Annotated in this window: 24 protein-coding genes; 11 read left to right on the forward strand and 13 right to left on the reverse strand. The window is 47.8% G+C overall.

Translation table 11 applies throughout. From position 1 onward, the window contains the following. Positions 1-7 precede the first annotated feature (7 nt). The gene (locus KNO72_RS07030; RefSeq protein ID WP_214688904.1) at positions 8-1,039 is read right to left on the reverse strand and encodes a DUF4097 family beta strand repeat-containing protein; all 1,032 of its coding nucleotides are present in this window, start codon (positions 1,037-1,039) and stop codon (positions 8-10) included. After that, on the reverse strand, positions 1,036-1,356 hold the full coding sequence (locus KNO72_RS07035; RefSeq protein ID WP_031424354.1) for a PadR family transcriptional regulator: 321 nt from the start codon (positions 1,354-1,356) through the stop codon (positions 1,036-1,038). Before KNO72_RS07035 ends, KNO72_RS07030 begins: the two co-directional genes overlap by 4 nt. A gap of 189 nt (positions 1,357-1,545) precedes the next feature. Here KNO72_RS07035 and KNO72_RS07040 point away from each other — a divergent pair, with 189 nt between their 5' ends. Beyond that, on the forward strand, positions 1,546-3,501 hold the full coding sequence (locus KNO72_RS07040) for an ATP-binding protein (protein WP_078146093.1): 1,956 nt from the start codon (positions 1,546-1,548) through the stop codon (positions 3,499-3,501). Positions 3,502-3,534: 33 nt separating this feature from the next. On the opposite strand, the gene KNO72_RS07045 is transcribed toward KNO72_RS07040, so the two are convergent. Beyond that, positions 3,535-4,332, reverse strand: a complete 798-nt coding sequence (locus KNO72_RS07045) for a glucose 1-dehydrogenase (RefSeq protein WP_015880438.1) — start codon at positions 4,330-4,332, stop codon at positions 3,535-3,537. A 189-nt stretch (positions 4,333-4,521) separates the two neighbouring features. On the opposite strand from KNO72_RS07045, the gene KNO72_RS07050 reads away from it, so the two are divergent. Then, entirely contained in the window at positions 4,522-5,844 is a 1,323-nt protein-coding gene (locus KNO72_RS07050) for a hemolysin family protein (RefSeq protein ID WP_240499772.1), read from the forward strand. Between the two features lie 199 nt (positions 5,845-6,043). Next, positions 6,044-7,036: a 5'-3' exonuclease gene (locus KNO72_RS07055; protein ID WP_031424353.1), complete on the forward strand. Its 993-nt coding sequence runs from the start codon at positions 6,044-6,046 to the stop codon at positions 7,034-7,036. A gap of 13 nt (positions 7,037-7,049) precedes the next feature. Here KNO72_RS07055 and KNO72_RS07060 read toward each other — a convergent pair whose 3' ends face one another. Continuing rightward, positions 7,050-7,853 carry a VOC family protein gene (locus KNO72_RS07060; protein WP_214757574.1) on the reverse strand — a complete coding sequence of 268 codons (804 nt, stop codon included), beginning with the start codon at positions 7,851-7,853 and terminating at the stop codon, positions 7,050-7,052. A 106-nt stretch (positions 7,854-7,959) separates the two neighbouring features. Here KNO72_RS07060 and KNO72_RS07065 point away from each other — a divergent pair, with 106 nt between their 5' ends. Further along, entirely contained in the window at positions 7,960-8,286 is a 327-nt protein-coding gene (locus KNO72_RS07065; protein ID WP_015880434.1) for a winged helix-turn-helix transcriptional regulator, read from the forward strand. 63 nt (positions 8,287-8,349) lie between these two features. Further along, a complete protein-coding gene (locus KNO72_RS07070) occupies positions 8,350-9,357 on the forward strand; it encodes a S66 family peptidase (RefSeq protein WP_214757576.1) in 1,008 nt (335 codons plus the stop codon). A 4-nt stretch (positions 9,358-9,361) separates the two neighbouring features. Here the strand turns inward: KNO72_RS07070 and KNO72_RS07075 are convergent, their stop codons facing one another. Beyond that, positions 9,362-10,552, reverse strand: coding sequence for a helix-turn-helix transcriptional regulator (locus tag KNO72_RS07075; protein WP_214757578.1), 1,191 nt, complete (start codon positions 10,550-10,552; stop codon positions 9,362-9,364). 110 nt (positions 10,553-10,662) lie between these two features. Between KNO72_RS07075 and KNO72_RS07080 the strand changes: the two genes are divergently transcribed. After that, positions 10,663-11,916 (forward strand): MFS transporter, encoded by a 1,254-nt coding sequence (locus KNO72_RS07080; protein ID WP_214757580.1) that lies wholly within the window; start codon positions 10,663-10,665, stop codon positions 11,914-11,916. A gap of 21 nt (positions 11,917-11,937) precedes the next feature. Here KNO72_RS07080 and KNO72_RS07085 read toward each other — a convergent pair whose 3' ends face one another. From KNO72_RS07085 to KNO72_RS07100, 4 genes are all read right to left on the reverse strand, one after another. Then, a complete protein-coding gene (locus KNO72_RS07085) occupies positions 11,938-12,234 on the reverse strand; it encodes a DUF3817 domain-containing protein (protein ID WP_015880430.1) in 297 nt (98 codons plus the stop codon). A gap of 80 nt (positions 12,235-12,314) precedes the next feature. Beyond that, positions 12,315-12,821, reverse strand: a complete 507-nt coding sequence (locus KNO72_RS07090) for a DoxX family membrane protein (RefSeq protein WP_214733826.1) — start codon at positions 12,819-12,821, stop codon at positions 12,315-12,317. Positions 12,822-13,004: 183 nt separating this feature from the next. Continuing rightward, positions 13,005-13,418 (reverse strand): pyridoxamine 5'-phosphate oxidase family protein, encoded by a 414-nt coding sequence (locus KNO72_RS07095; protein ID WP_143180203.1) that lies wholly within the window; start codon positions 13,416-13,418, stop codon positions 13,005-13,007. Between the two features lie 117 nt (positions 13,419-13,535). After that, entirely contained in the window at positions 13,536-13,736 is a 201-nt protein-coding gene (locus KNO72_RS07100; RefSeq protein WP_015880427.1) for a cold-shock protein, read from the reverse strand. A gap of 261 nt (positions 13,737-13,997) precedes the next feature. Between KNO72_RS07100 and KNO72_RS07105 the strand changes: the two genes are divergently transcribed. Further along, the gene (locus tag KNO72_RS07105) at positions 13,998-15,596 is read left to right on the forward strand and encodes a glycoside hydrolase family 55 protein (protein ID WP_214757582.1); all 1,599 of its coding nucleotides are present in this window, start codon (positions 13,998-14,000) and stop codon (positions 15,594-15,596) included. Here the strand turns inward: KNO72_RS07105 and KNO72_RS07110 are convergent. Both KNO72_RS07110 and KNO72_RS07115 read right to left on the reverse strand, forming a co-directional pair. Further along, positions 15,560-16,066, reverse strand: coding sequence for a flavodoxin domain-containing protein (locus KNO72_RS07110; protein ID WP_214757584.1), 507 nt, complete (start codon positions 16,064-16,066; stop codon positions 15,560-15,562). The genes KNO72_RS07105 and KNO72_RS07110 overlap by 37 nt on opposite strands. A 103-nt stretch (positions 16,067-16,169) precedes the next feature. Further along, on the reverse strand, positions 16,170-17,819 hold the full coding sequence (locus KNO72_RS07115) for a glycoside hydrolase family 13 protein (protein WP_214757586.1): 1,650 nt from the start codon (positions 17,817-17,819) through the stop codon (positions 16,170-16,172). A gap of 123 nt (positions 17,820-17,942) precedes the next feature. Here KNO72_RS07115 and KNO72_RS07120 point away from each other — a divergent pair, with 123 nt between their 5' ends. The 4 genes from KNO72_RS07120 (at position 17,943) to KNO72_RS07135 (ending at position 21,618) form a co-directional block, all read left to right on the forward strand. After that, the gene (locus KNO72_RS07120; protein WP_214757589.1) at positions 17,943-18,722 is read left to right on the forward strand and encodes an AraC family transcriptional regulator; all 780 of its coding nucleotides are present in this window, start codon (positions 17,943-17,945) and stop codon (positions 18,720-18,722) included. Positions 18,723-18,807: 85 nt separating this feature from the next. Next, on the forward strand, positions 18,808-20,148 hold the full coding sequence (locus tag KNO72_RS07125; RefSeq protein ID WP_214757591.1) for a copper amine oxidase: 1,341 nt from the start codon (positions 18,808-18,810) through the stop codon (positions 20,146-20,148). Between the two features lie 19 nt (positions 20,149-20,167). Beyond that, positions 20,168-21,067 (forward strand): class F sortase, encoded by a 900-nt coding sequence (locus KNO72_RS07130; RefSeq protein WP_214688916.1) that lies wholly within the window; start codon positions 20,168-20,170, stop codon positions 21,065-21,067. Between the two features lie 104 nt (positions 21,068-21,171). Further along, a complete protein-coding gene (locus tag KNO72_RS07135; RefSeq protein ID WP_214688918.1) occupies positions 21,172-21,618 on the forward strand; it encodes a hypothetical protein in 447 nt (148 codons plus the stop codon). A 47-nt stretch (positions 21,619-21,665) separates the two neighbouring features. Here KNO72_RS07135 and KNO72_RS07140 read toward each other — a convergent pair whose 3' ends face one another. Both KNO72_RS07140 and KNO72_RS07145 read right to left on the reverse strand, forming a co-directional pair. After that, on the reverse strand, positions 21,666-22,373 hold the full coding sequence (locus tag KNO72_RS07140) for an ABC transporter ATP-binding protein (RefSeq protein ID WP_214688920.1): 708 nt from the start codon (positions 22,371-22,373) through the stop codon (positions 21,666-21,668). Then, entirely contained in the window at positions 22,373-24,010 is a 1,638-nt protein-coding gene (locus KNO72_RS07145) for an ABC transporter permease (RefSeq protein WP_015880418.1), read from the reverse strand. Before KNO72_RS07145 ends, KNO72_RS07140 begins: the two co-directional genes overlap by 1 nt. Between the last annotated feature and the right edge of the window lie 60 nt (positions 24,011-24,070).

Here is a 24,070-nt window from a genome sequence, read left to right on the forward strand (position 1 = left end):
GCTATATTCATCCTGATACGGTGACGCTCCCATTTGAGCTCGTTAATTTCACTTCAATCGATCCGTCTCCAAATACGCACTCTTTCGACCGCTCTCCCAACACATCAACTTTCCCGTTTCGTGACTTCGCACGAATCGTCACATCTTCCGGACGTTCATCGACATGTAAGTCAATCTTCCCGTTGTTCGTCTTCAAGCGAATCGGTGCTTGAATCGCTTGTACGGAACAGTCTATCCGTCCATTAGAAGTTTTGGCATCGACCGCTCCCGTGACGTGATCGACATCGATTCGACCGTTCGAGGAATGGATGTTGATCCGCTCAAGCTGAGAATGTTTCGCTTCGACACGACCGTTTGAGGAATGAAGCTCCCAATCGTGCCCGTGACAGCTTGATGCGAGCACTTTTCCGTTCGATGTGCGCAGGACACCATGACGTGCTTGAATGTGATGTGCGACGATTCGACCGTTCTCACTCTCCACGTGGAAGCGTTCCGCTTGGAGATCTTGTACATCACTCGAACCGTGACGATTTTTCAATTGAATCTGATGATAGGCGTGATGAGGCAATTCAACCCGAAGTACAGGTGCCTTTGACCCGAACCATGAAAACAGATCCGAAAGACCGAAACGACGTTCGGATTCAATCCGTATCTCTAGGGTGTCCCCGACGATATCCATCACGACCCCATGATCGGTCTCCGTCTCAAGCGTCGCATACGCATAACCGTCTTGTGATGGGGTGACGAACACTTGCGCATTTTGAACTTGAATGAGGACGCTTTGGAAGGCTACGTTCGAACTTTTGACCACCGCAGGCGGTCGCGTCGAGACCGATTCTTCAATATCGACAGAGGCGAGCAATTCCGATGCGAGTATGCTCGGTTCCCCTAACTCACGTGCCAATTCTTCGTCACTTCTTCCTTCTAATCGACCACTCGTGAAATATTCCGATACGTCTCGTAAAATATCAAGCCGATCTTTCACCTTCACGTTCATCAATAATTGTTCGAGCTCTGACAAGTACTGTTCTTCATTCATCTGTCGTCTCCCCCTCGGATTAAGTCATTGACACCGTTTGTGAATACGTTCCATTCCGTTCGCAATTCAACTAAGTGTTTGCGGCCCTGTTCCGTAATTTGATAGTACTTCCGTGGAGGTCCTTCTCCAGACTCCATTAAATACGTCGTGAAATAGCCCTCTGTCGTCAATCGACGCAACAACGGATAGACCGCACCTTCTGAAATGGCCACTTTGGCCGAAATCGCCTGAACGAGCTCATACCCATAGCGGTCTTGTTCCGCGACGAGTGCTAACACACACAGGTTAAGTACGCCCTTTTTGAATTGAGGATTCATCATCCCACCCCCTACTATACATAGAACAATAGCATACTATCCACTACTGTTCAATAAACAATAGCGTTCATTTCCTTGATTTCTCAATATCTAGCATCTGAAGAGTTGAATCTGTACAATGAAAGAACGACACTCGTAGGATATTAGTCACAGTCGGAATGTTCATCATTCTAGGAAGGAACGGTCTTTATGAAGTCATGGATTGACCAACGGATCGGGAGACAATTTTTATTCGTCTTCTACTTATTCATCGGACTGATCCTCCTCACGTCGCTTGCCGTATATGTGTATACGGAAAACCAAATCGAACAGACGACGTCATCGCTCGAGAACATCAGTGAACGACGCACGAATGCGACCGAGTTGTTCGAGACATGGCAGTCGATGCAATATGAAATGCGCGGATATGTCCTCCTTGGGGATGACGCGATGTTAGAACGTGTGCAAGATAAACAAGTCTTGATTGACGAACAGACCTCTTGGTTCGAACAGAACGCAGTGACCGAGAAAGAAAAAACGTACGCGAGCGATGCACGTACGCTGTTTGTCGCGTATCAGGAACGTGTCATGCCGAGTCTCGAACGTTATGTAGCAGGAAAACGGGACGGTAGTGTAACCGAACCCTTCTTAAAGATGCCGACGCTCGGGAAAGTGAATCCACAACAAGAGCCACCGGCAGATCGTAAATTCAAAATCAATTCAAAAAGTGCCGCAGATATGAGTGCGAGCATCGTCGATATGGAGAGCGTCTTCACGGAATACCGGAACTCACTGAACGCAGAAGAGGATGCGCTCCGTGCTCAGCTTGCGACCCATACGAAGTGGGCACAGGCCTTTTGGCTCCTCTCTTTACTCGGTGTCCTCTTCATTCTCTTTATCGTCGCCCGTCCATATGTGAGACGCTTAACGGGTCAACTGCAAGAGTTGATTGAAAACAGCAAGCGCCTTGCCGGAGAGCGACAGCCGATGACACCGGCGGCCGCCCAATCTAAAAATGAAGTCGGGCAATTGACAACATCATTCCGGCAAATGGCTACATCTCTCACGGCACAACGCTATCGGATTGAAGAGGAGCGTGAGAAGACAGCGCGCCTCCTTCACTCGATTCGCGATGCCGTCATCTATGTCGAACACGCAACAAGTGAGAAAGTAGCAAACCAAGCGTTGTTCGTCTTATTCAATCAACCGATTACGCAGCGAAATGAAGTCGATTTATACCGTTTAGACGCTAGCCTTGAGGAGCTCGGACTGCAGGTCGACCAAAAGGATGCCTTTTTCGCGTTCATGGAACGATCATTCGATGGACAGTGTAAAGAAGAGAGCGTCACGTTCTCGATGAATCAGGAAGAGCGCTTCATTCAAATGTATGCGGAGAAGATTTACTTGCGAGGGACACGTCATGGGACGATGCTCGTTTTCCGTGACGTGACGCACGAGACCGAAGTCGACCGTCTGAAAACCGAACTCGTTTCGACCGTCTCTCACGAACTCCGGACTCCGCTCACAAGTATCATTGGATTCACTGAACTTCTTCGTTTCCGAAAACTTTCATCTGAACGTTCCGAAAAATATTTAGGAATGATTCATCAAGAGACATTACGTCTTGAAGACTTGATTTCGAACTTGCTCGATGTACAACGGATGGAGTCTGGACAACAGACGTACCATAACGAACCAGAGCGTCTGTCCGCTATTCTTGAGCAAGCGATTTCGGTGCATCAAGGCTCAAGCCAACATCATCACATCACGTTTGATTGCACGGAAGACGTCTATGTATACGGAGACCGGACGCGACTCAATCAACTCTTCATGAACCTCCTGCACAACGCCGTGAAGTATTCGCCTCGTGGTGGCGAAGTCCATGTCCGTGTCACATGTGAACGACCGGATTGGATTGACATTTCAATTGAAGATCACGGCATCGGGATTCCCCAAACCGCGCTACCAAAATTGTTTGACAAGTTTTATCGCGTCGACAATTCCGCCAGTCGAAAAATTGGAGGGACCGGTCTCGGTCTCGCGATTTGTAAAGAAATCGCTGAAGGTCACGGTGGAACGATTCACGCTACCTCAAACATCGGCAAAGGCTCCATTTTCACTGTCAGCCTTCCCAAGTCGGATATGACCAATCAAATGAGTAGCTAAACGAAAAGAGGGTGCATCATCGCACCCTCTTGTTTATTGGACTTTGTTCTCTGGACCAAATGACGGATAGAGCGAAAGCCCACCGTCCGCAAAGATGGTTGTCCCCGTCACATAGGACGACTCATCCGACGCGAGCCAAGCGGCAACGGCTGCGATTTGTTCCGGCTTCCCGATGACGTGAGATGGGATAAGCGCTTCTAATCCCTTCTTCTCTTCCGGGTCGCTCATCGTCTCTTCGTTGATTGGTGTATCAATCGCCCCAGGTGCGATCGCATTGACACGAATATGGTTCGGTGCATATTCGAGTGCGACGGATTTCGTGAACATTTTCACGCCACCCTTGCTGGCTGCGTAATGTGTATAACCTGGACGTGGGATGACTTCGTGAACAGAAGACATATTGATGATGTTCCCCTCGATTTCATGCTCCACGAAGTATTTTAAAGCAGCACGGACACCAAGGAACGTCCCGTTCAAGTTGACGTCGATAATCTGCTTCCAGTTATCAAACTCCATTTCATGCGTTTTTGCCTCGACTTGAACGCCGGCGTTATTCACGAAAATATCCATCTTTCCAAACTCAGAGATGGCTTTCTCAATCATCTTCTCCGCGAGTCCTTCTTCTGCGACGTCCCCTTTCACGGCGACGGCTTTCCCACCAGCTGCCTCGATGCCACGGATGACTTCCTCCATCTCTTTTTCACTGCTGCGGTAATTCAGGACAACGCTCATCCCTTCTTTTGCGTAACGTTCCCCGATGGCACGACCGAGCCCCTTCGAGCTGCCCGTGATGACCGCGACCTTACCTTTTAACTCTGGATAGTTTGCCATGTCAATTCCTCCTTCATCTTCTCGGGTTTAGTTCCCGCATTCCCCTCTTCATCAAACATGATTGGCTGCATTTTGAATATTTGAAACAAATCAACTATACTGAAACAAACTATTCGTTTTCAGGAAACGCCTGAAAGACGTTTGATCTTATACTCAATGGAGGTGACTCCCCGATTTTAGGGGGAATTGTTGGACAGTCCCATGTTACTCAGCTTACTCGTCGTCGCACTTTTAATCTTTTTGACTGCCTTTTTTGTGGCAGCCGAATTTTCAATTGTGAAAGTGCGTGGCGCTCGACTCGACCAGCTCGTGCTCGAAGGAAATAAGAAAGCGGTCAGCGCGAAAAAAGTCATCGAGAATATCGACGACTCCCTTTCTGCCTCGCAGTTCGGAATCACGCTTTCTGCACTCGGTCTTGGGTGGATTGGTGCCGATCAAATCGAAACGTATATCCACACATTGGTCGAACAATTGAACATATCGCCTTCTCTCGTGACATTCTTGTCGTTTTTGATCGCCTTCTTATTGATTGCGTTCGTCCATGTCGTCATCGGTGAACTCGTGCCAAAAACGCTCGCGGTTCACGAAGCGGAGAAGTTGACGCTGCTCGTCGCACGTCCGCTCTACGTCTTCACAAAAATCTTCTATCCGTTTATTCGAGCATTGAACAGTATGGCTCGAATCACACTCCGTTTATTCGGGGTACAGACGACAGCGCAGGAAACGGCACACTCTGAAGAAGAATTGAAAATCATTATGACGGAAAGTTTCCGTAGTGGTGAGATTAACGAAAACGAATTGGCATATGTTCAAAATATCTTCTCCTTTGACGAACGGATCGCCAAAGATGCCATGGTACCACGAATGAACATGGTGACAATCGATGAAGAAGATACGATCGAAGAGATCATCGCCGTAGTGGAAGAGCACCAGTATACGCGTTATCCCGTCACACGAGATGGCGATCGCGATGACGTTCTCGGATTCGTGAATGCGAAACAACTCTTCACTGCCCAACTTTCAAAAAATGATGCACCGTTCGAGTCGTTCATTCATCAATTGCCGCTCGTCACCGAGTTCACACCACTTCAAGAAGCGATGGTGAAGATGCAAAACGCGCAGACGATGATGTGTCTCGTCATCGATGAGTATGGTGGGACGGCAGGACTGTTGACGATTGAAGACATTTTAGAAGAAATCGTCGGCGAGATTCGAGACGAGTTCGATCGAGATGAGCAGGCTGAAATTACAGAAGTCGCTCCGAAACATTACCGCCTTTCAGGACTCGTTTTAACGCAAGAACTGGAGGAACGGTTCGGCATCGAAATCGAGGATGACGTCGATACGGTCGGTGGTTTCGTTTTATCACAAAAAGCGAATGCGCGAACGGGGGAACGCTTCCTTCTACCTGGCAACCATGAACTGATTGTCAGTGAAGTCGATAACCACCGCATCGTCTTCGTCGACTTGATTCTCGCCTCTCATCAAGAGGAAGAACCACTGTCTGAATGATGCATCTTTCAAACCCTTCTCTAAAATATGGAGAAGGGTTTTTCACGTTTGCACCGAACTGTCGCTATATTTTCGCCTCTTCCCGTGATATACTGCACATATGTTGCTTATTTGAGTGTCACCCACTCAATGACACAACATCACCGAAACATGGCGAGATGTTCGGTTTAAACAGAAAGAAATAGAAAGAAGGTTACGCATGGAACGCAAACTATTTTTGATTGACGGTAACTCCATGCTGGCCAGTGCTTATTATGGTGCCGCCGCGAGCCGAACGAAAAAAGGACGCGAGGTATCTAAAAACGATCGGAGTGCCGTCATCGGAATGACCGGCCTCATCCGGACGATTCTACGCAGACATCGTCCGACTCATTTTGTCGTCGTCTGGGACGTCTCACGTGAAACATTATGGCGTCGAGAACTGTACCCGGGCTACAAACGTCGCAGACGTCAAACACCGCCTGAATTGAAAGCGCAGATGGAACTCATGCGCCAACTGCTTGAGGATAGTGGAATCCCACAATTCCAAGTAGAAGGGTATGAAGGGGAAGACTTGATTGCCCACATCGCCCGTAAATTCAGTTGCAGTGCCCCTGTCGTCATCATGACAAAAGACAAAGACTTGTTACAGCTTGTCAGTCCACGAATCACCGTTTGGTTACAGACACAGGAGCTTCAGCAAATGCAGGCTCGTTGTGACATTCGTGATAATCGTCCGTTGCCGCTCAAGCGTCATTTAGAAATTCGACCAGAAGAGATTGCAGCGTTATACGAAGGATTGAAACCGAAGCAACTGTCAGCCGTCAAAGCATTGACAGGAGACCGTTCTGACGGAATCCCTCCAGTTGCCGGGCTCGACGAAAGCCAATCGGTTCAACTCATCAAACGATTCGGTTCGCTCGATAAGCTGTATTCTGCCTTGAGCATCAAAGGTGAAAAACGACAACAAGTAAATGAAACGATCGCGGCACTGACGTCAGAGGAGGTGCCCCGTAACTTGAGACGAACACGCAAAAAAGCAGAGCGCAACATGGAGCTCGTTCGACTCGATGTCACGGTGCCGGCACTTGAACATTTGAAGTTGGCTCATCTCGAGCTCAGCCTCAACCCAAAACGAGTCGAGCAAGCGTATCAAAAACGCGGACTTCGTCTCTCGTTTAACGCAGGTCAGAAGAAAACATCCGCACGTTAAAAAGAACGAACGCTCAAGCGTTCGTTCTTTTAATATGCACGGTAATCCCGTCTTCATCGGTCAACGACCATTCAAACGATGTTCCGCCTAACGCCTGGTTCGTCTTTTCATTGACGAGAAGCGTCCATGCTTCGATTCCGGTCTCCATTCCCACAGGATCGCTCGGACGGGCCCACACGTTCGTTCCGATGTGATGGTGGTAGCCATCAGCTGCTAGGAAAAGTGCGCCTGGATAAGAATCCGTCGTAATGGAGAAGCCAAGCCGATCATGATAAAAACGTTTCGCCGCCTCGATTGAGCGTACTTTAAAATGCACGTGCCCCATCATCGTTCCGATCGGTAAACCAGTAAACGACCGATTGGCTGCCGCTTGAAGCATCGATTCATAGTCGACAGGCTCGGTCGCCATTTTCACATGGCCGTTTGCCTCGTACGTCCATTGGTCCTTCGGGCGGTCGGCATACAATTCAATCCCGTTTCCTTCTGGATCGCTCAAGTAGAAGGCTTCACTCACGAGATGGTCGCCTTGCCCCACTTCGATGCGTCGCTCAATGAGATGTGCCAACATGCTTCCTAACTCTACACGGTTCGGGAACAGAATAGCTAAATGGAACAAGCCTGCCGCCCGTGGATTGGTTTTCGCTTGCGGGACACTGTGCAAGATGACAAGCGGACGTTCCTTCGTACCGAGTGTAATGAGCTCTTCGCTCTCTTCTAAAATACTCATCCCAATCACGTCTACGTAAAATCGTGTCATCTGTTCAATGTCACGGACTCGAAGCGTTACCGGACCGAGTTCGATTTTTTCGATTTTCATATATTATCACCTCACCTTCACTATACCCGCTCGGTCGATGTTACAGAAGTAGGCACAAAAAGGTGGTATAGTTACTTCAACGATACTATTGGAAAGGAAGAGCGACGTGACTAACATAACAAGCTGTGAAGTCGATACGGCACTCGAACTGATTACAGGAAAATGGAAACATTCCATCCTCCTCGTGTTGATCAATGGAGATACATTGCGTTTCAGTGAGTTGAAACGCGCGTTACCAAAAATCAGCCAAAAGATATTGACCGCACAACTCCGCGACTTAGAAGAACAGGATATCGTCATCCGGACCGTCTATCCAGAAGTTCCGCCCCGTGTCGATTATCGTTTAAGTGAGTACGGAAAAACACTGATCCCGATTCTCGAAGCGATGAACGAATGGGGAATGCGTCATGCCGAACGGATGCGCTCTAATTAGTTGTCCACATGTGGATAACCCATTTTTTCTACTGAACATATCACTTATCCACAGGAGGTTGTCATGATTCGTTATCCACAGTTAACCGGTCATCAAATTGGTGTCACCGCCCCTTCGTCAGGTATACCAGAAGAATTACACCATCTATTGCAACAAGCAGAACAGAAGTTTTCCGATCGAGGGTTCACGTTACAATTCACTCCGAATGCGTGGAAACAACGATTTGGGAAATCCGCGTCGGCTCGAGTCCGTGCACATGAACTGACATCTCTACTTCAAGATGACAATGTCGACTTGATTGTTCCGCCCTGGGGTGGGGAACTCTTAATGGAAATCCTCGATCAAGTCGATTGGCAATCCTTACCCGCGAAATGGATGCTCGGTTATTCAGATACGAGTTTGTTACTCTTCGTCTATACATTAAAAACCGGAATCGCCTCGGCCCATGGTCCGAACCTGGTCGATTTGCGTGCCGATATGTGGGACGAGACGAGTTCGCGCTGGCTCGATGTGTTGTCGACGCGGACCGACGAGACGGTCATCCAACGCTCGTCCGAGAAGTTCCAAAACGAATGGCAGCATGATAATCCGACGCCACATCTGTTTCATCTGACGGAGACGACCGAATGGAAAGCGATCGGTAGTCAAAACGCAACGGGGCGCTTGCTCGGTGGATGTCTCGATGTGCTCTTACATACAATCGGGACACCGTATGGAGACGTCAAGACGTTCCAACGCGATCACCTGAACGATGAACCGATTCTTTGGTATTTTGAGAACGCTGAGCTAAACGTTCCGGCATTAAAAAGGACCCTTCTTCAAATGAAGTGGGCCGGTTGGTTCGAGCAGACGTCGGGCATTCTATTTGGACGGAGTGACGCCCCCTCTGTGCATCAAGACTATACGGTCGAAATGGTATATGAGGAGCTCCATCACATGTTAGAAGTTCCGATTTTTTACGATATCGACTGTGGACACGTTCCGCCTCAAATGACGCTTGTCAATGGAGCGCACGCTTCCGTCCAAGTCGAGCATGGCAAAGGGACATTGATTCAAACGTTCGAGGGCTGATTCGTCAGCCCTTGATTTGTTGTAGCAATGTCTCTAAACGTTTGCGAAACAGTCCTTGCGGGAATTCAGCTACTTGTTCTTCGATAACTGGCACCCAATCATCCCCACAACCGTTCAATGTTCCCCTTAATAAACCTTCGTAGTAAATCGCGATATCGACTAAACTATGTGCTTTCCACTCGTCTCGATTTTCCCATAATGCCAATAAACACTCTCTTCCTTTTTCTGATTCTCCTCGAAAAGCGTAGTACACCCCTTTCGCCATCGAAATCGCCGCAATAAACGGCTCGATCTCTGTCGTGAGTGATTCCATCAACTTGACGTTTTCCCCTAACAGATCAATATGTCGATATTCCATCGCATAGAGTGCTTCAGAAAGTACCACTTTGATTTCTGCCAAGCGGTCTTCCGTGAATTGAATGTATTGCTTCGCCTTTTGTAACGACTCACGAACTTGCTTTTCATCGTTCAAATAGAGCGCACAAATCGAAATGGTGCGATACACGTCGTCCGCACGGTAGTAGATTCTTGTCCGTTTCATATACTCGAGCACGTCTTCAAGCTGTCGAATCGAATCTTCCAAATCCTCGTCACAAAGAAGATTTTTAAAGACAATCAACATGACATACTCAGTTCTTGTTTTCGCTTTCATGTATTTCGCATCAAGAAGTTCAATTGCGTCAATCCGTTCAAGCGATTCCTCATATCGATTCCACATCAATAAATAATAAGCCTGGCTGATTCGTCCCATTGCCAATTCATCAGATTCACCTAGCTTCTCAAAAATTTCAATGGCGCGGTCATAGTAGGTCAATACCTTTTCGTTTTCCCCTTCTTGAAAATACGTATCCCCGTACAACATGTATGCTTTACCTTGCCAAACGGAGTTCATTTCTTCTTTTAAGTATGGGGAAAGCATCTGTCGTATTTCTTGATCTGGACGCGAAACGAGTGTCATTTCTTCATATTCTAACTGTTCGACCATCGTCTGTAGTTCAGCTTCTTTCGGGTCAGTCAATAACTGCTGCATCGAGACATCTAACCGACTTGCGAGTTCTCGTAAACTACGCATCGATGCCTCCGCTTTCCCATTTTCAATCATACTGAGCATCGATTTCGTGACGATCCCTTCCGCTAACTGCGTTTGAGTCATTTTTTTCTGTTTTCGTAATATTTTAATGCGCTCACCAATCATATTCCACCTCTAAAAGTTAAATTATATTGAACTTTATGTTTACAATTCGCTTCGTTGCCTTTATGATAATGTTAAATCACATTTAACTAATTTGCAAAGGAGTGTTCTCTATGAAATTCTTTTCTTCCAATTTATCGATTTTATTACTCGGTAAATTCATGTCACTGTTCGCATCCAACTTATTTACGTTCGTGGCGGGACTCACGGTATTGACGACGACTGGGTCTGGATTACAATTCGCCTTCGTCTTACTGGCGGGCACATTGCCACGTGTACTTTTGTCGCCATTTGCCGGCGCTTATGCGGACAAACTTGACCGAAAACGAGTCATCATTAAGATGGAGTCTTTGAACGGAGGATTATTTTTACTCGCAGGTGTGGGAAGCTTGCTTTGGACGTTTGAAGCACCCGCTTTTTACGTCATCACATTCTTCTTATCCATCGTTTCCACTTTCTTATCGGTCACGTTATCGAGTTCAATCCCCCTCTTATTTGAGGAAGATGAACTGCAACGCGCCAACTCTCTCATTCAAAGTATCATCTCCATTTCAAGCATCGGTACCCCGCTTCTTGCCGGGGCACTGTTTAAGCTTATACCGATTCCTGTCTTTTTGTTCAGTTCAGCTCTATTCTTTATGATTGCCGCACTTCTCGCCTCTCGACTTAAATTTCATCAGAAAGAGGTCGCACCCACCGAACAATCGACTTGGGAAGACGTACGGTCCGGTCTGTCTTACTTGAAACAACAAAGAGTCTTGTGGACAGTTGCTGTCCTCGCCGCATTTTTGAACTTCTTCTTCGTTGCATCGGAAGTGTTGTTCCCGATTGCAGCGTTACAGGAAGTCGGTGTGTCCCCGTTTCAATTCGGACTCCTTGAAAGCATGGTCGCCATTGGTTTTTTAGTCGCTTCCTTACTTCATGCCTTACCGTTATTCAAAATCAAACATCGCTTAGCAACGATGCGATCCGCGTTGACCATTCTTAGCGTTCTGTTCGTCGGACCCGCCATTCCATTATATTTTCACTTCAACGTCCTCACGTCAATTTTCTTTTTCGCGGTCTTCGCTTTATTGAGTGGTTTCTTGATCGTACGTGTCAACATCCCGATTCAATTGTTCCTCCAAACGAATACGGATCCGAACTATTTAGGGCGCGTCATCGGTGTGCTCGAATCACTCGCGATGGGGATTACGCCGATTGGATTCATCCTATTCGGGGTATTGAGTGATCTCGTCTCTGTTGCCCATCTCTACACCGCTTGCATGGTGGGTCTACTCATCTGCACGTTCGTCCTTACGTACCGAATCCGGCATGACATCCAAGCAGAACGAGATGCAGCCCAATCAATGGAACGTGTATCGTAACGAAAAAAGACATCGAACGAATCAGTTCGATGTCTTCTCTGTTGACGGGAGTACCCGTTTTTCTAATAAGAATGGTCCGAATGGGATGACGGACGCCATGACAGCAAGCGTCAAAACTTTGAATCCCCAGCGCAAGCGCCATGCCATGTAGATCGCCGCGAGCACATAGGCCACAAATAAGAAACCATGTGCTGCACCAACGATACTGACCGCGAGTGGAATGCCGGCCATATATTTCAACGGCATCGCGATGAACAGTAACAACAAGAAGGATACACCTTCTGTGTAGCCAAGCCATTTAAAATGAGTCGTAGTCATATGCGTTCTCCTTTATTTCTGTAGGCTATGTCTATCGTAGCCGAAACGTGAGAGGTTTGTCACAAGAGAATGCATAAAAGTTACGAGGCTATTTGACGATTTGGTGAACGATGTAACACTTTCGTGTCGACAAAGCGGCGAAGGAACAACCCGTCGACTCCGATTTTTCCAGCGTTATGACCGGCAACTAAAATCAAGACAGATACGATCAACATCGTCGGGTTCGTACTGACCGTTCCTGATAGTAAGAACGCCATGTTCATGACAAGTCCGAAGAATGCTGCGCTGCGTGTGAGAGCACCGAGCAATAATCCTAAGCCTACCAAGAATTCACCGTAAGGAACCAGGACATCGAATAACCCGGCGTTTGGAATCGCAAAGTTTTCTAGGAATGCAGCCCACCATCCAGCAACGGCCGGATGTTCTCCAGAAGCGAGTGACACCGCATTTTTTAAGTATCCTTCTGTTCCAAAACCTCCCGTGATTTTACCCCACCCTGCCGTTAACCAATGATAACCGAGCCATACACGTAACACCGTCAAGATCGCTGTAGCGATGTTATGATTTTGCCAAAATTTCGTGAACATCATAATTCCTCCCTTTCAAAAAGTTAAATAAATGTATAATGTGATTACATTCACAATATACCATTCATGTTCACTATTTCACATATGCATTTTCCTTTGTTCATGATTCGTCCATATGTACGCCATATTCTATTCACATTCATCCACAAAAAAAGACACCTGATTTAGGTGTCTTAGAAGAGATTATAGTGTCACTTCTTGTGGTGGTTGACCTTTCTTGTTCATCACGCGCATCGATTCCGGTTCGATTTTAAGGATCACAAGCTTTGGATCGTCCGGACCATCGAACCATCCTTCAAGTTTCTCATTCCATACTTTCTCTTTCATCGATTCATCATCCGACACGGTCGCTTTACCGAGGATTTCTAAGTAAGTGTCGCCCACACCATCTCCATCGTAGCCGATTAAAATATGCGTATATGGATTCTTTTCTAGCTCTTCTACTTTATCTGTATCGTTCGAGGTTGCTGTGTAGAGTGTGAAATCATCATGGAAAAATGTCATATATCGACTGTGGGGTTTCACCTTATACACGGTCGCCATCGTCCCGACATTGCTACCCTCTAGAATTTTTAACGCTGTGTCTTTTGCACTCATTCCAAATTCCTCCTTCATGATTTGTCGCTCGTATACTGTTCCCTCAAACTATGGGATTAAACACAAAAAAACCTGCTCGCCGATGCGAGCAGGTATCGTATTCCTTAGAAAGGAAGATTAGATTTTTTCAACGTTAGAAGCTTGTGGTCCACGAGCTCCGTCAGTGATTTCGAAAGTTACTTCTTGGCCTTCTTCAAGTGTTTTGAAGCCGTCGCCTTGGATTGCTGAGAAGTGTACGAATACGTCGTCTCCGCCTTCCATTTCGATGAAGCCGTAACCTTTTTCTGAGTTAAACCATTTTACTTTACCTGTGTTCATGAATGAACCCTCCTGAAATAAACGCTATGCGTTATAGTAGTGCCTTACTAGAAAAAACTTGACCAAAAAAAATACAAGCCTCTGGATTATCTAATGAAAAATAATCCCAAGCACTTGTGAATTATGATTCCAGCTATTCTTAATTAAGCACATATTGAATATAACACGACTAGATGTTTCTGTCTAGTAAATACTTCTGATTGCTAAAAAACAAGGTGAAACGGGTACATGCTAGAGAAGATGATGCTAGGAGGATTTATAATGAAAAACATTAATGACCCACACGCAATCGCATCGATGATTGCCTCTCATTCCGATTGGTCGGAAGAAGACCTCATCCAACAAACACTTGAATGGCACCGTGCTACACGGGAAGCTTCTTACTTTGAGCAACAACACTCTATCCCGTGTCGAATCCCATTGACGGAACGGATCACCCCTGTCCGCACGTCCTTTCCGCTCGAGCAAGTCGACGGCATCGTTCGTCCCGTCTGGATGCGTCGGCTCGATGCCGAATATTTGAATTTACTGCAGACGACGAAACAATGTGTTGATGTGACGGACTATGGTGCTGTCGGGGATGGAAAAACGGATTGTACCCTCGCCTTTCGACTCGCCATCCGCTCGAACCGTCGTGTCTTTGTCCCGGCAGGCGTTTATATCGTTCGGGGGATTCGTCTGCCTTCCAACTGCGTGCTTGAAGGTGCCGGACAAGACGTCACGATTCTCAAACTGTCCGATCGTGCACCAAAACATCGACGATTGTTACGAAACGCCACGCCTTTTGCAGGAAATCATCATATCGAGGTTTGTCACCTGACGCTCGATTGGAATGTCGCGCGTCTAGGCGATGTGAAACGGACGACGAGCGGTGACACGACATCGAGCGCCTTGACGTTTGCCCATGTGACATATGGATGGGTACATCATGTGACGGCTAAAAATGCTGGACTCCATGCGTTCGACATCACGTCTCCACACTATCATTACTTAGGGGATGGACTCCGCGCGGCAAACGGGAGCCGATATATCCATCTCGACCACCTCGAGGCGACGAATTATGGGGATGACGGAATCACCACACACCATAGTGATGCCATCTATATTACCAACTGCTATTGTCATCATCCTCACGGCCGAACACACGCCTTAGGGTTCTCAAACTCAAATGGGATTGAGATTGATGACGGATCGCGGCACGTCACACTCGTTCACAATAGAACGGAAGGCTGCTTTGGAGGCATCGAAGTAAAAGCACATGGGACCTCATCCGCCGCACACGATGTTCATATCTTCGGCCATCTTTCGGTGCATGACAATCGTTCATTTAACTTCCGTCATATCGGGCATCATTTAGCAGACGATCCGAACTCGGAGACGGCCCGCTTCCTATCAGGCACGAACTTGGTGTCCATCGAGCCGGTTCGAAGTTCACTCTATACAAAATCCTCACCACGAAGCCTGGTCGTATCAGCCTATCAGGACGTCTTGATTCATGGATTGACTGCAATCGGCGACCCGACCTACGATTACGAACAACATCCGGCACTTGCGATCCAATACAAATCGAGACGCGTTCAACTGAAACGAATCGCCGTGCGCGGATTTACCACAGCCCGAGCCGACCTCGAACTATTTGGGGGAGATAACCGCACCGATGAAGTGACTATCGATGTCTTACGATGCCAAGAATCTGCACCCATCGCTCTAAAAATCGGTCGTCAACTCGAACACCTTGCTCTTCATCAGATTGAAGGGCAGAAAAAAAACGGAGATGTACTCATCTCCACGAAAAGCCCGATTGATGTGCATGATTTACTCGCTCAAGGATTTTCAGACCGGGTGCGCTCAGACGTTTGAGCGGTTTCCACGAGTTGATTCAGTTTGGCGTCATCGAGTTGAAGTGAACTCTCTTTTTGTTTGGCCATCATGCGAACGATTGCTTTGTCTAAAAAGCCCATTCGTTCAAAGTCGTACCCGCTCCCGACGACCTCGACGAAATAGGCATGTTCGCGCAGCGTGTCACGATAAGCTTCTTCTAGCTCGCGAATCCGCTCTGACTCTGTCGGTGTCCCGGCACATAAATATAAAGCGAGGGGATGCTCAAGCAAGTGTGCTTCGTGAAGCTCCAACCATTCCTTCATCTCTTCTTGGATGGTGCCCATTCGAATCGAACTCCCGACGATGACATGATCTACCGTCTCCCACGTGACGTTCGGCTCTTCTATGATATTTTGGACACGAACGTCACTCGATAGACGTTCGGCAAGTAAAGCCGCCACTTTTTCACTCGTCCCATATCTGGAAGAGTACGCGATTAAAGTACCCATGTCGTTCCCTCTTTTCATGTCAGACGTTACTTACACTATTCCCGAATCATCGAGAGAAGATACGTATGCACTCAAAAAAGCTCGCCGTCTGGCGAGCTTCTCGTCACAGTTTATACACTTGTGCTTCGTAAGGACGAAGGGTGAACGCTTCAATCGGTTCCATGTTCCCGATGACGCGTTCTTTCACGTCATATCGTAACTCTGGTTGTTGTGTCTCGTTGGAGAAGTTACAGAGCACGAGCCACGTCTCACCTTCGAACGAACGTGTGAATGCATAGACTGCCTCATCTTCCGGTAACAACAGCTCATACTTCCCGTAGACGACGAGTGGATTGGCTTTACGTAGCGCAATCAACTGACGGTAGTAATGGAAGAGTGAATTCGGATCTCTCCGTGCCGCTTCCGCATTGATGTCGACATAGTTCGGGTTGACCTCAATCCACGGCGTCCCTGTCGTAAATCCACCGTGTGCTTCGTCTGACCACTGTACCGGTGTGCGTGAATTGTCACGTCCTCGCTCATGGATGCCACGGAAAATCTCGTCGTGCGTCAACAATCCTTTTGATGTGTAATCACGGTAGGCGTTCAACGTCTCAATATCTCGGTACTGATCGATTGAATCAAAGGCGACGTTCGTCATGCCGAACTCTTCCCCTTGATAAATGTAAGGTGTCCCTTTCAATAGATGAAGAAGTGTCGCGAGCATCTTCCCGGAACGGACGCGATATTCAGGCGAATCGTTCCCGAAGCGAGAGATGGCACGGGGCTGGTCATGGTTACTCCAGTACAGGCTATTCCATCCTTCCTCTTCGAGCCCTTGTTGCCAACGCGAGAAAATCGTCTTCAGCTCAGTCAACTTCCAGTCTGTCGGATTCCACTTCCCAAAGCTCCCGTTCCCGACGTCCACATGTTCAAAATGAAAGACCATGTTCAGTTCGTTGCGGTCTTCACCCGTATACAGTTTGGCTTCCTCCACACTGACCCCTGGCATCTCCCCGACCGTGATTGTGTCGTATTTCGATAAGACTTCCCGATTCATCTCCTGCATGAATTCATGGATGCGTGGTCCGTTAAAGAAGAATGGTGTCCCGTCTCCATACCCCGTTCCTTGCGTTTGACCGTCTGGATAGCTCGGGTCTTTTGAAATCATATTGATGACGTCCATCCGGAACCCGTCGACCCCTTTATCGAGCCAATATGTCATGAGGTCGTACACTTCACGACGAAGCGTCTCGCTTTCCCAGTTCAAATCCGGTTGTTTCTTACTGAAGAGGTGGAGGTAGTACTCATCACTCGCCTCATCATACTGCCAAGCGCTGCCGCCGAAGAAAGCCCCCCAGTTCGTCGGAGGTTGACCATCTTTCCCTTTTTTCCAAATGTAATAGTCACGATACGGGCTGTCTTTTGAAGAACGTGACTCCATGAACCATTGGTGTTCGTCCGAAGAGTGGTTAACGACGAGGTCCATCATGATTTTAATCCCGTGACGGTGTGCTTCTTCAAGCATCGCATCAAAGTCATCCATCGTACCAAACTCGTCCATGATGGCACGGTAATCACGAATATCGTATCCATTGTCGTCGTTCGGTGAATCGTATACCGGCGAGAGCCAGATGACGTCGATCCCGAGTTCTGCCAAATAAGACATCTTCTCCGTGATCCCTTGGATGTCGCCAATCCCATCACCGTTTGAGTCATTGAAGCTACGTGGATAAATTTGATATACGACCGCTTCTTTCCACCATTGTTTCATGTTACGTCCTCCTTGAAGTTCATTTCCGTTTCAACGCTTTCATCGTACTGTCTTCAAGGATTCATGACCATCCATGATATGATTAAGATATGTACAATTTTGCTATAAAATAAGGAGACTATTATGGAAATCGGCTTTTGTGGCTATTCATATCATACAACGACCTACACTTTTCCATTCGCCAGCTTACTCGATACATATCTGATTCGCTTACAAACGGAAGGAACGGCTAGGATTGTGGTCAATGGGGAAACGGTGATCACACGACCTGGTGACGTATTGATTGTCCGTCCGGGTGACTTCTATGAAATGCATGTCGATACACCCGCGAGCGGAGACTATCATATCTTTTGCACCGGACATTCGATCGATACATGGTGGCATGCGACTCCACGGGGGCGATTGAATACCATCGCCATCGATTCACGCCTTCTTTCGCTATGGCAACACATTACGGAAGAAGTGCGCCGTCCACCGTCTGAACAAAGTGCCGTTTTAATTGAAACACTCGTTCAAGCACTCCTACTCATGCTCGATCGTTCGATTCAAGATGTGCATTCCCAGGCGCGACCTCCAGTCGTCACTCGTATGATGCGCTTTATCGAAGCACACGTCACGAGTGACTTCAAAGTTTCAGACGTCGCCAACGCCGTCGGACTGAGCGTTTCACGGACGGTTCATCTCTTTAAAGAAGGGACCGGGATGACGATCATCGAATATGCACAATCGATTCGCTTGCAGCTTGCCGAAGAGCAAATGCGCTATACAAAACATTCGTTAGAAACGATAGCGGAACTGTCTGGATTTCGAAGTTACCCATATTTCCACAGAATTTTTAAACGAAAATATGGCGTAGCACCAGGGGTTTATCGTACTCTTCAACAAAAAAACGAAAAAAAATAAAAAAAGAGTGATCCATTTTTTGAACCGCTCCGTTAGATGGGTGTAAATAACGACAACACTCACTTACGAAAAGGAGCGATTACCCATGAAGAAGAAGACGTTAAACAAAATCGTAGCACCGGCACTAGCCTTAGGACTACTCGTACCAGTCAACGCACAGGCAGCGGATCACACACCGACAGCAAGCACACCAGCCGGTGACCTTCGCGCCACACTCGATCAACTCTTATCTGAGCATTACGTGTTAGCCGTCACATCGATGATGAAAGGATATGACGAGGCAGCAGATGCTGAGGTCGCGGATCAAGCTCTCGATCAAAACGCGCTCGACATGACACCAGCCATCGCTTCCATCTACGGTGAAGAAGGTGCTGCACAATTTGAAGAAATCTTCCGTGGTCATAACGACTACTCCGCTGATTTCGTAGAAGCAGCAAAATCAGACAACCAGGAACTACGCATGGAAGCGGAAGCGGAAGTCGATGAGTTCGTAGAAGAATTCTCAACATTCCTCGACGCAGCGACGGAAGGCAACTTACCGAAGGACGCAGCAGCTGATGCACTCGAACTTCATGAAGACCAAGTCCTCTCTGTATTCGATAACTACGTCGAAGGAGATTATGAAGAAGCTTACATGACGTTCCGTGAAGGCTACAAGCACATGTTCAACATCAGTAAAGCTCTCTCGGGTGCAATCGTCACACAAATGCCTGACAAATTTACGACTGGAGCAGACACACCAGCTGTTGAACTCCGCTCAACATTGAACAGTCTTGCAGGTGAGCACTTCGCCCTCGCTGCGATCGGTATGCAAAAAGGGTACGACCAAGCAGAGGACTATGACTATGTGACATGGGCAGAAGACCAGAACACACTCGACTTCAAAGCAGCCATCGCATCCGTATATGGTGACGAAGGTGCAGCACAGTTCGAGAAAGTATGGAACTCCGATCACATTACAGCACAAGGTGACATCGTTGCCGCTACACTCGAAGGTGACGAAGCGATGATTGAAGATGCGCGTATGCGCCTCGACCAATTCGCTGTCGACTTCAGCACATTCCTCGATGCAGCAACAGAAGGAAACTTACCACAAGCTGCCGGTGAAGAAGCAATCAAACAGCACGAAGCGCTCGTACTCGACACATTCGATCAATATGTCGCTGGCGATGCAGAAGCGGCTTGGATGTCATTCCGTGAAGGATATGCGTTCATGTTCGGTGTTGGTGAAACACTCGGTAACGCGATCGTGACACAAATGCCTGACAAGTTCGAAGAAACAATGATGCCTGAAGAAATGCCTGAAACAGGTCTCGGTGGTGCACAAGAACAATCAATGAACACGCTCTACGCTGGATTAGCTGTACTTGGCGGAACCTTACTCGCCTTCGTAACGCTTCGCAAACGTAAAGTGTCTGAACAATAATCAATAAGGAGGGAGTCCCATGAACAAGCGCCTTTTGTTTCTGGCGCTCTCTCTCTTTTGTTTTAGCTTCTGGACGTGGACGAGTGCCCAAGAATCGTCGTCACCACCTGTAGAAGAAAAACAAATAGAGGAGAGCCCGGATTTAACGGCTGAATTCTCACTTCTACAGGAAGAGGTGAAAAAGCTACGCTTAGCCGAGGAAGAAGAAAACGCCAAGGCCGTCACCCCTGTTCAAATCCAGATCCCTAAAATTGATGTCGATACGGCAATTGAACAAGTTGGGGTCCTAGACAATGGACAGATGGGCGTACCAGAAGACGAGAACCAGGTCGGGTGGTTCGAACCTGGTGTGACACCAGGGAGCAAAGGAAATGCCGTGATCGCCGGTCATGTCGACAGCAAGACCGGCCCGGCTATCTTTTATCAACTCGATCAACTCAAAGAAGGCGATGACGTTCTGATTCAAGATGAAGCGGGTAACACACTCCGGTTCCGCGTCACAAAAACAGAACGCTATGATACGAAAACCGCGCCAATCGAAGAGATTTTCGGTGCCACATCAAATCGGAACTTAAATTTGATTACCTGTTCGGGTACGTTCGGGGACGGGGGCTATGATGAACGATTCGTCGTCTATACAGAGCTGGTGGATACCGAACTGAACGAAACTGTCAATCTCGAGACACCGACGGCAGTCGAACTGAAAGGTAACTTATTGACATGGCACGCCGTTCGTCAAGAGAGCGTGATTGGATATCGAATCTATGAAGTCATCGACGGAAAAGCGACTCATATCGAAAGTATCCCATCCCATGCACGAAAAAGTATCGAAGTCACAAATGAGAGCAATGCATCCTACTACGTGACTGCGATTGACCAGCTTGGAAATGAGTCGAAACCGTCTCAGACAGCGAAGTAGGCACGAAACGTCCTTAGATAAACGCTAAGGACGTTTTTCTATTTCCCATGTATAGTGAAGATAGCAACACATACATCAACTTTAGGATAAGGAGTTTACACGTCATGAGGACTCAACTTTCATCACCTCTCGCCAGTCAAGTGAAGAGAAGAATTCGCGCCATTTGGGCTGTGACCGATTCACATTATTGGTACCCTCTATCGACTGCTGGGCGCCCCGATGTGATCGCATTCGATAGTGACTATATTGAAGAGAATGATCAAAAAATCAAGGAAATCCAACAATGGATATTGCGTCGAGGCGCGGATGTCGTCTTTGAACTACATGAAGACCTTACGCTCTGGCAAATCGATACCGATTCCTTGGATCCTTGTTATGACGGACGTTATTTAGAACGTTATTGGTTTGACCAACACATGAACTGGGTCATTTATGCATCTCACGAAAGTACGATCAGCTTCGGGGGGAACGAATTGATTACATCGCTCCAGTCCTCTTGGCCAGATTGGCAGGAACACCTATCTGTTTTAGACCATCGCTTCATCGAATGATGGACCCACAGAAAAACGCACCCATTTCATCAATGAGTGCGCGGAACTTATACGAAGCAAGGAATTTGCGGATTGAACGTCTTGTTGTTCTCCGTCATGACCTGCTTTTTAATTTTGCCTTCTCCGAGGTAGACGATGCGGTCGGCAAGTGCCTCAGCATCTTCTTCGTCATGCGTCACAAAGATCGTCGTCGTGCCCGTCTGCTTCAAGAGACGACGCAAATCGTCGCGAATCCGGTGTTGAAGTGACGTATCCAAATTACTGAACGGTTCGTCTAGAATCAAGAGCGCCGGCTTCGGTGCGAGCGCACGCGCGAGCGCGACACGCTGTTGTTGTCCCCCACTGAGTTCGTACGGATAACGGTGACGGAATTCCGTCAAGTTGACGAGCGCGAGCATCTCTTCGACACGCGCATTCCGCTCCTTGCGGTTCAGTTTATGAAGACCGAATCGAATGTTCTTTTCAACGGTCATGTGCGGGAAGAGTGCATAGTCTTGGAAGACCATCCCCACGCCACGATCTTCTGGCGGCATGAACTGGCAATCGTCGCAACAGACACAGTTATTCACGACGACGACGCCCTGGTTCGGCATCTCGAGTCCTGCGATCAAACGGAGAATCGTACTCTTCCCCGATCCGCTGTCCCCAAGAAGTGAGACGATTTCACCTTTCGTGATTGAAATCGAGAACCCTTTGATGGTCTCTTCATGCGCACCTTTATAGCTAAAATGTAAATCATTGATTTGAACAAACATTAGTCGGCCTCCTTATCAAGCACCTTGTGGGAAACGAATATCAACAGTCCACTCATGAGGACGATGACGATGGAAGCGAGTGCCGCTTCGTGAATCTTCTCATCACTCACGTATTTGAACGCCTGTGTCGCAAGCGTCGAAAAGTTAAATGGTTGTAAAAAGAGCGTCAATGGCAACTCTTTCATAATATCAATAAAGACGAGGATAAACGCGCTCATGATGGCGCCTTTGATCATCGGGATATCGACGCGAAAGAACGTTTGGACCGTATTCCACCCCAGCATACGGGATGCTTCGGTAAACGACTTCCCTACTTTCTCAAACCCGCTCTCGATCGAGTTGTAGCCGATGGCGAGGAAGCGGATGACGTAGGCAAAGATGAGCATGATGAGCGTCGTCCGGAACACGAATGTCTGACTCAAGTCGAGCGCCCGTGCCAAATTGAGCACTTTGTCATCGAGCCACAAGAAGAGCGTGATGACCGCAATGGCGATGGCCGCTCCCGGAATCGAATACCCAAGCGTCGTCACTTTCGAAATGACACGCGTCATGTTCGACGGGAAGAGTCGTGTATAGTTCGCAATGATGAGTGCGAACAGTAAGATGATCACGGTTGCGGTAAAGGCGACTCGTACCGTATTCCAAACGAGTTGCCAAAATTCTTCCGTGAAGACCGTATCGAACGTCAGGAACGTCCAAGCCGTCAACTGCGTGAACGGAATGACGAATGCAATCGCAAAGACGAGCGAAACATATGCGAATACCGCATAGCGATGCCAACCTTGCAGCGGTCTCGGTTTGAGCGGTTTTACTTTCGTCGAAGCGTAACTGAATTGCTTCCTTCCCCGGACGAGTCGTTCCATCGTCAAAATGGCGATGACGAGAATCATGAGTGTGCCCGCAAGCTTCAGCGCCGACGACGTATCCTTCATCCCGAACCATGTGCTAAAAATAGCGGTACTGAACGTCTGGATCCCGAAGTATTTCACGACACCATAGTCGTTGAGCACTTCCATCAAGACGAGACTGACACCGCCGATGATGGCGACTCGAGAAATCGGTATGACGACGGTGAAGAAAATGTCCCATGAGCCACGACCGAGAATCCGCGCGTTCTCAATCATCGAGGATGATTGGTTATGCAAGAACGCTCGTGTGATCGTATAAATATATGGATAGAGGAACAACGTGAAAATAAACACGGTTCCTTGAATCGACATGATGTTGAAGTACGACTGATCGACGGTGATCCCGAACTGATTTCGTAGCGTCGTTTGGATCACTCCGGTGTAATTTAAAATGCCGTGATAAGTATACGCCCCGATATAAGGCGGAATCGCGAGCGGCAGGATGAGTGCCCATTTAAAGAAGCGACGGAACGGGAAATCATAGACGGTCACGAACCAAGCGAGGCTCGTCCCGATCACGGTCGTCAAGACACCGGTAGCCACCATAATGAACAACGTGTTTCTCACGTAACGGGGCAACAGGTACTCCTGAATGTGCTGCCAATTGTCATTGACCGGGGCGAACAATTCGACGAGCACGACAATTCCCGGCAAGACGATCAATAAAATCGCGAGAAAGCTGAGGATCGCCCATCCATTCAGTTGTCGTTTTACTGCGTGCCAGTTCATGTCGTACCGCTCCCGTTCTGTAAACTATCAATTCCTGTCCCATCATATCAGTTTCTGTGC

The organism is Exiguobacterium sp. s123 (genome assembly GCF_018617075.1).
Taxonomy (GTDB): domain Bacteria; phylum Bacillota; class Bacilli; order Exiguobacteriales; family Exiguobacteriaceae; genus Exiguobacterium; species Exiguobacterium profundum.

Excerpts from the sequence above, each read along its gene's own strand:
- KNO72_RS07030 (WP_214688904.1), bottom strand. The coding sequence starts at position 1,039 with ATGAATGAAGAACAGTACTTGTCAGAGCTCGAACAATTATTGATGAAC.
- KNO72_RS07035 (WP_031424354.1), bottom strand. The coding sequence starts at position 1,356 with ATGAATCCTCAATTCAAAAAGGGCGTACTTAACCTGTGTGTGTTAGCA.
- KNO72_RS07040 (WP_078146093.1), top strand. The coding sequence starts at position 1,546 with ATGAAGTCATGGATTGACCAACGGATCGGGAGACAATTTTTATTCGTC.
- KNO72_RS07045 (WP_015880438.1), bottom strand. The coding sequence starts at position 4,332 with ATGGCAAACTATCCAGAGTTAAAAGGTAAGGTCGCGGTCATCACGGGC.
- KNO72_RS07055 (WP_031424353.1), top strand. The coding sequence starts at position 6,044 with ATGGAACGCAAACTATTTTTGATTGACGGTAACTCCATGCTGGCCAGT.
- KNO72_RS07060 (WP_214757574.1), bottom strand. The coding sequence starts at position 7,853 with ATGAAAATCGAAAAAATCGAACTCGGTCCGGTAACGCTTCGAGTCCGT.
- KNO72_RS07070 (WP_214757576.1), top strand. The coding sequence starts at position 8,350 with ATGATTCGTTATCCACAGTTAACCGGTCATCAAATTGGTGTCACCGCC.
- KNO72_RS07075 (WP_214757578.1), bottom strand. The coding sequence starts at position 10,552 with ATGATTGGTGAGCGCATTAAAATATTACGAAAACAGAAAAAAATGACT.
- KNO72_RS07080 (WP_214757580.1), top strand. The coding sequence starts at position 10,663 with ATGAAATTCTTTTCTTCCAATTTATCGATTTTATTACTCGGTAAATTC.
- KNO72_RS07085 (WP_015880430.1), bottom strand. The coding sequence starts at position 12,234 with ATGACTACGACTCATTTTAAATGGCTTGGCTACACAGAAGGTGTATCC.
- KNO72_RS07090 (WP_214733826.1), bottom strand. The coding sequence starts at position 12,821 with ATGTTCACGAAATTTTGGCAAAATCATAACATCGCTACAGCGATCTTG.
- KNO72_RS07095 (WP_143180203.1), bottom strand. The coding sequence starts at position 13,418 with ATGAGTGCAAAAGACACAGCGTTAAAAATTCTAGAGGGTAGCAATGTC.
- KNO72_RS07100 (WP_015880427.1), bottom strand. The coding sequence starts at position 13,736 with ATGAACACAGGTAAAGTAAAATGGTTTAACTCAGAAAAAGGTTACGGC.
- KNO72_RS07105 (WP_214757582.1), top strand. The coding sequence starts at position 13,998 with ATGAAAAACATTAATGACCCACACGCAATCGCATCGATGATTGCCTCT.
- KNO72_RS07110 (WP_214757584.1), bottom strand. The coding sequence starts at position 16,066 with ATGGGTACTTTAATCGCGTACTCTTCCAGATATGGGACGAGTGAAAAA.
- KNO72_RS07115 (WP_214757586.1), bottom strand. The coding sequence starts at position 17,819 with ATGAAACAATGGTGGAAAGAAGCGGTCGTATATCAAATTTATCCACGT.
- KNO72_RS07120 (WP_214757589.1), top strand. The coding sequence starts at position 17,943 with ATGGAAATCGGCTTTTGTGGCTATTCATATCATACAACGACCTACACT.
- KNO72_RS07125 (WP_214757591.1), top strand. The coding sequence starts at position 18,808 with ATGAAGAAGAAGACGTTAAACAAAATCGTAGCACCGGCACTAGCCTTA.
- KNO72_RS07130 (WP_214688916.1), top strand. The coding sequence starts at position 20,168 with ATGAACAAGCGCCTTTTGTTTCTGGCGCTCTCTCTCTTTTGTTTTAGC.
- KNO72_RS07135 (WP_214688918.1), top strand. The coding sequence starts at position 21,172 with ATGAGGACTCAACTTTCATCACCTCTCGCCAGTCAAGTGAAGAGAAGA.
- KNO72_RS07140 (WP_214688920.1), bottom strand. The coding sequence starts at position 22,373 with ATGTTTGTTCAAATCAATGATTTACATTTTAGCTATAAAGGTGCGCAT.
- KNO72_RS07145 (WP_015880418.1), bottom strand. The coding sequence starts at position 24,010 with ATGAACTGGCACGCAGTAAAACGACAACTGAATGGATGGGCGATCCTC.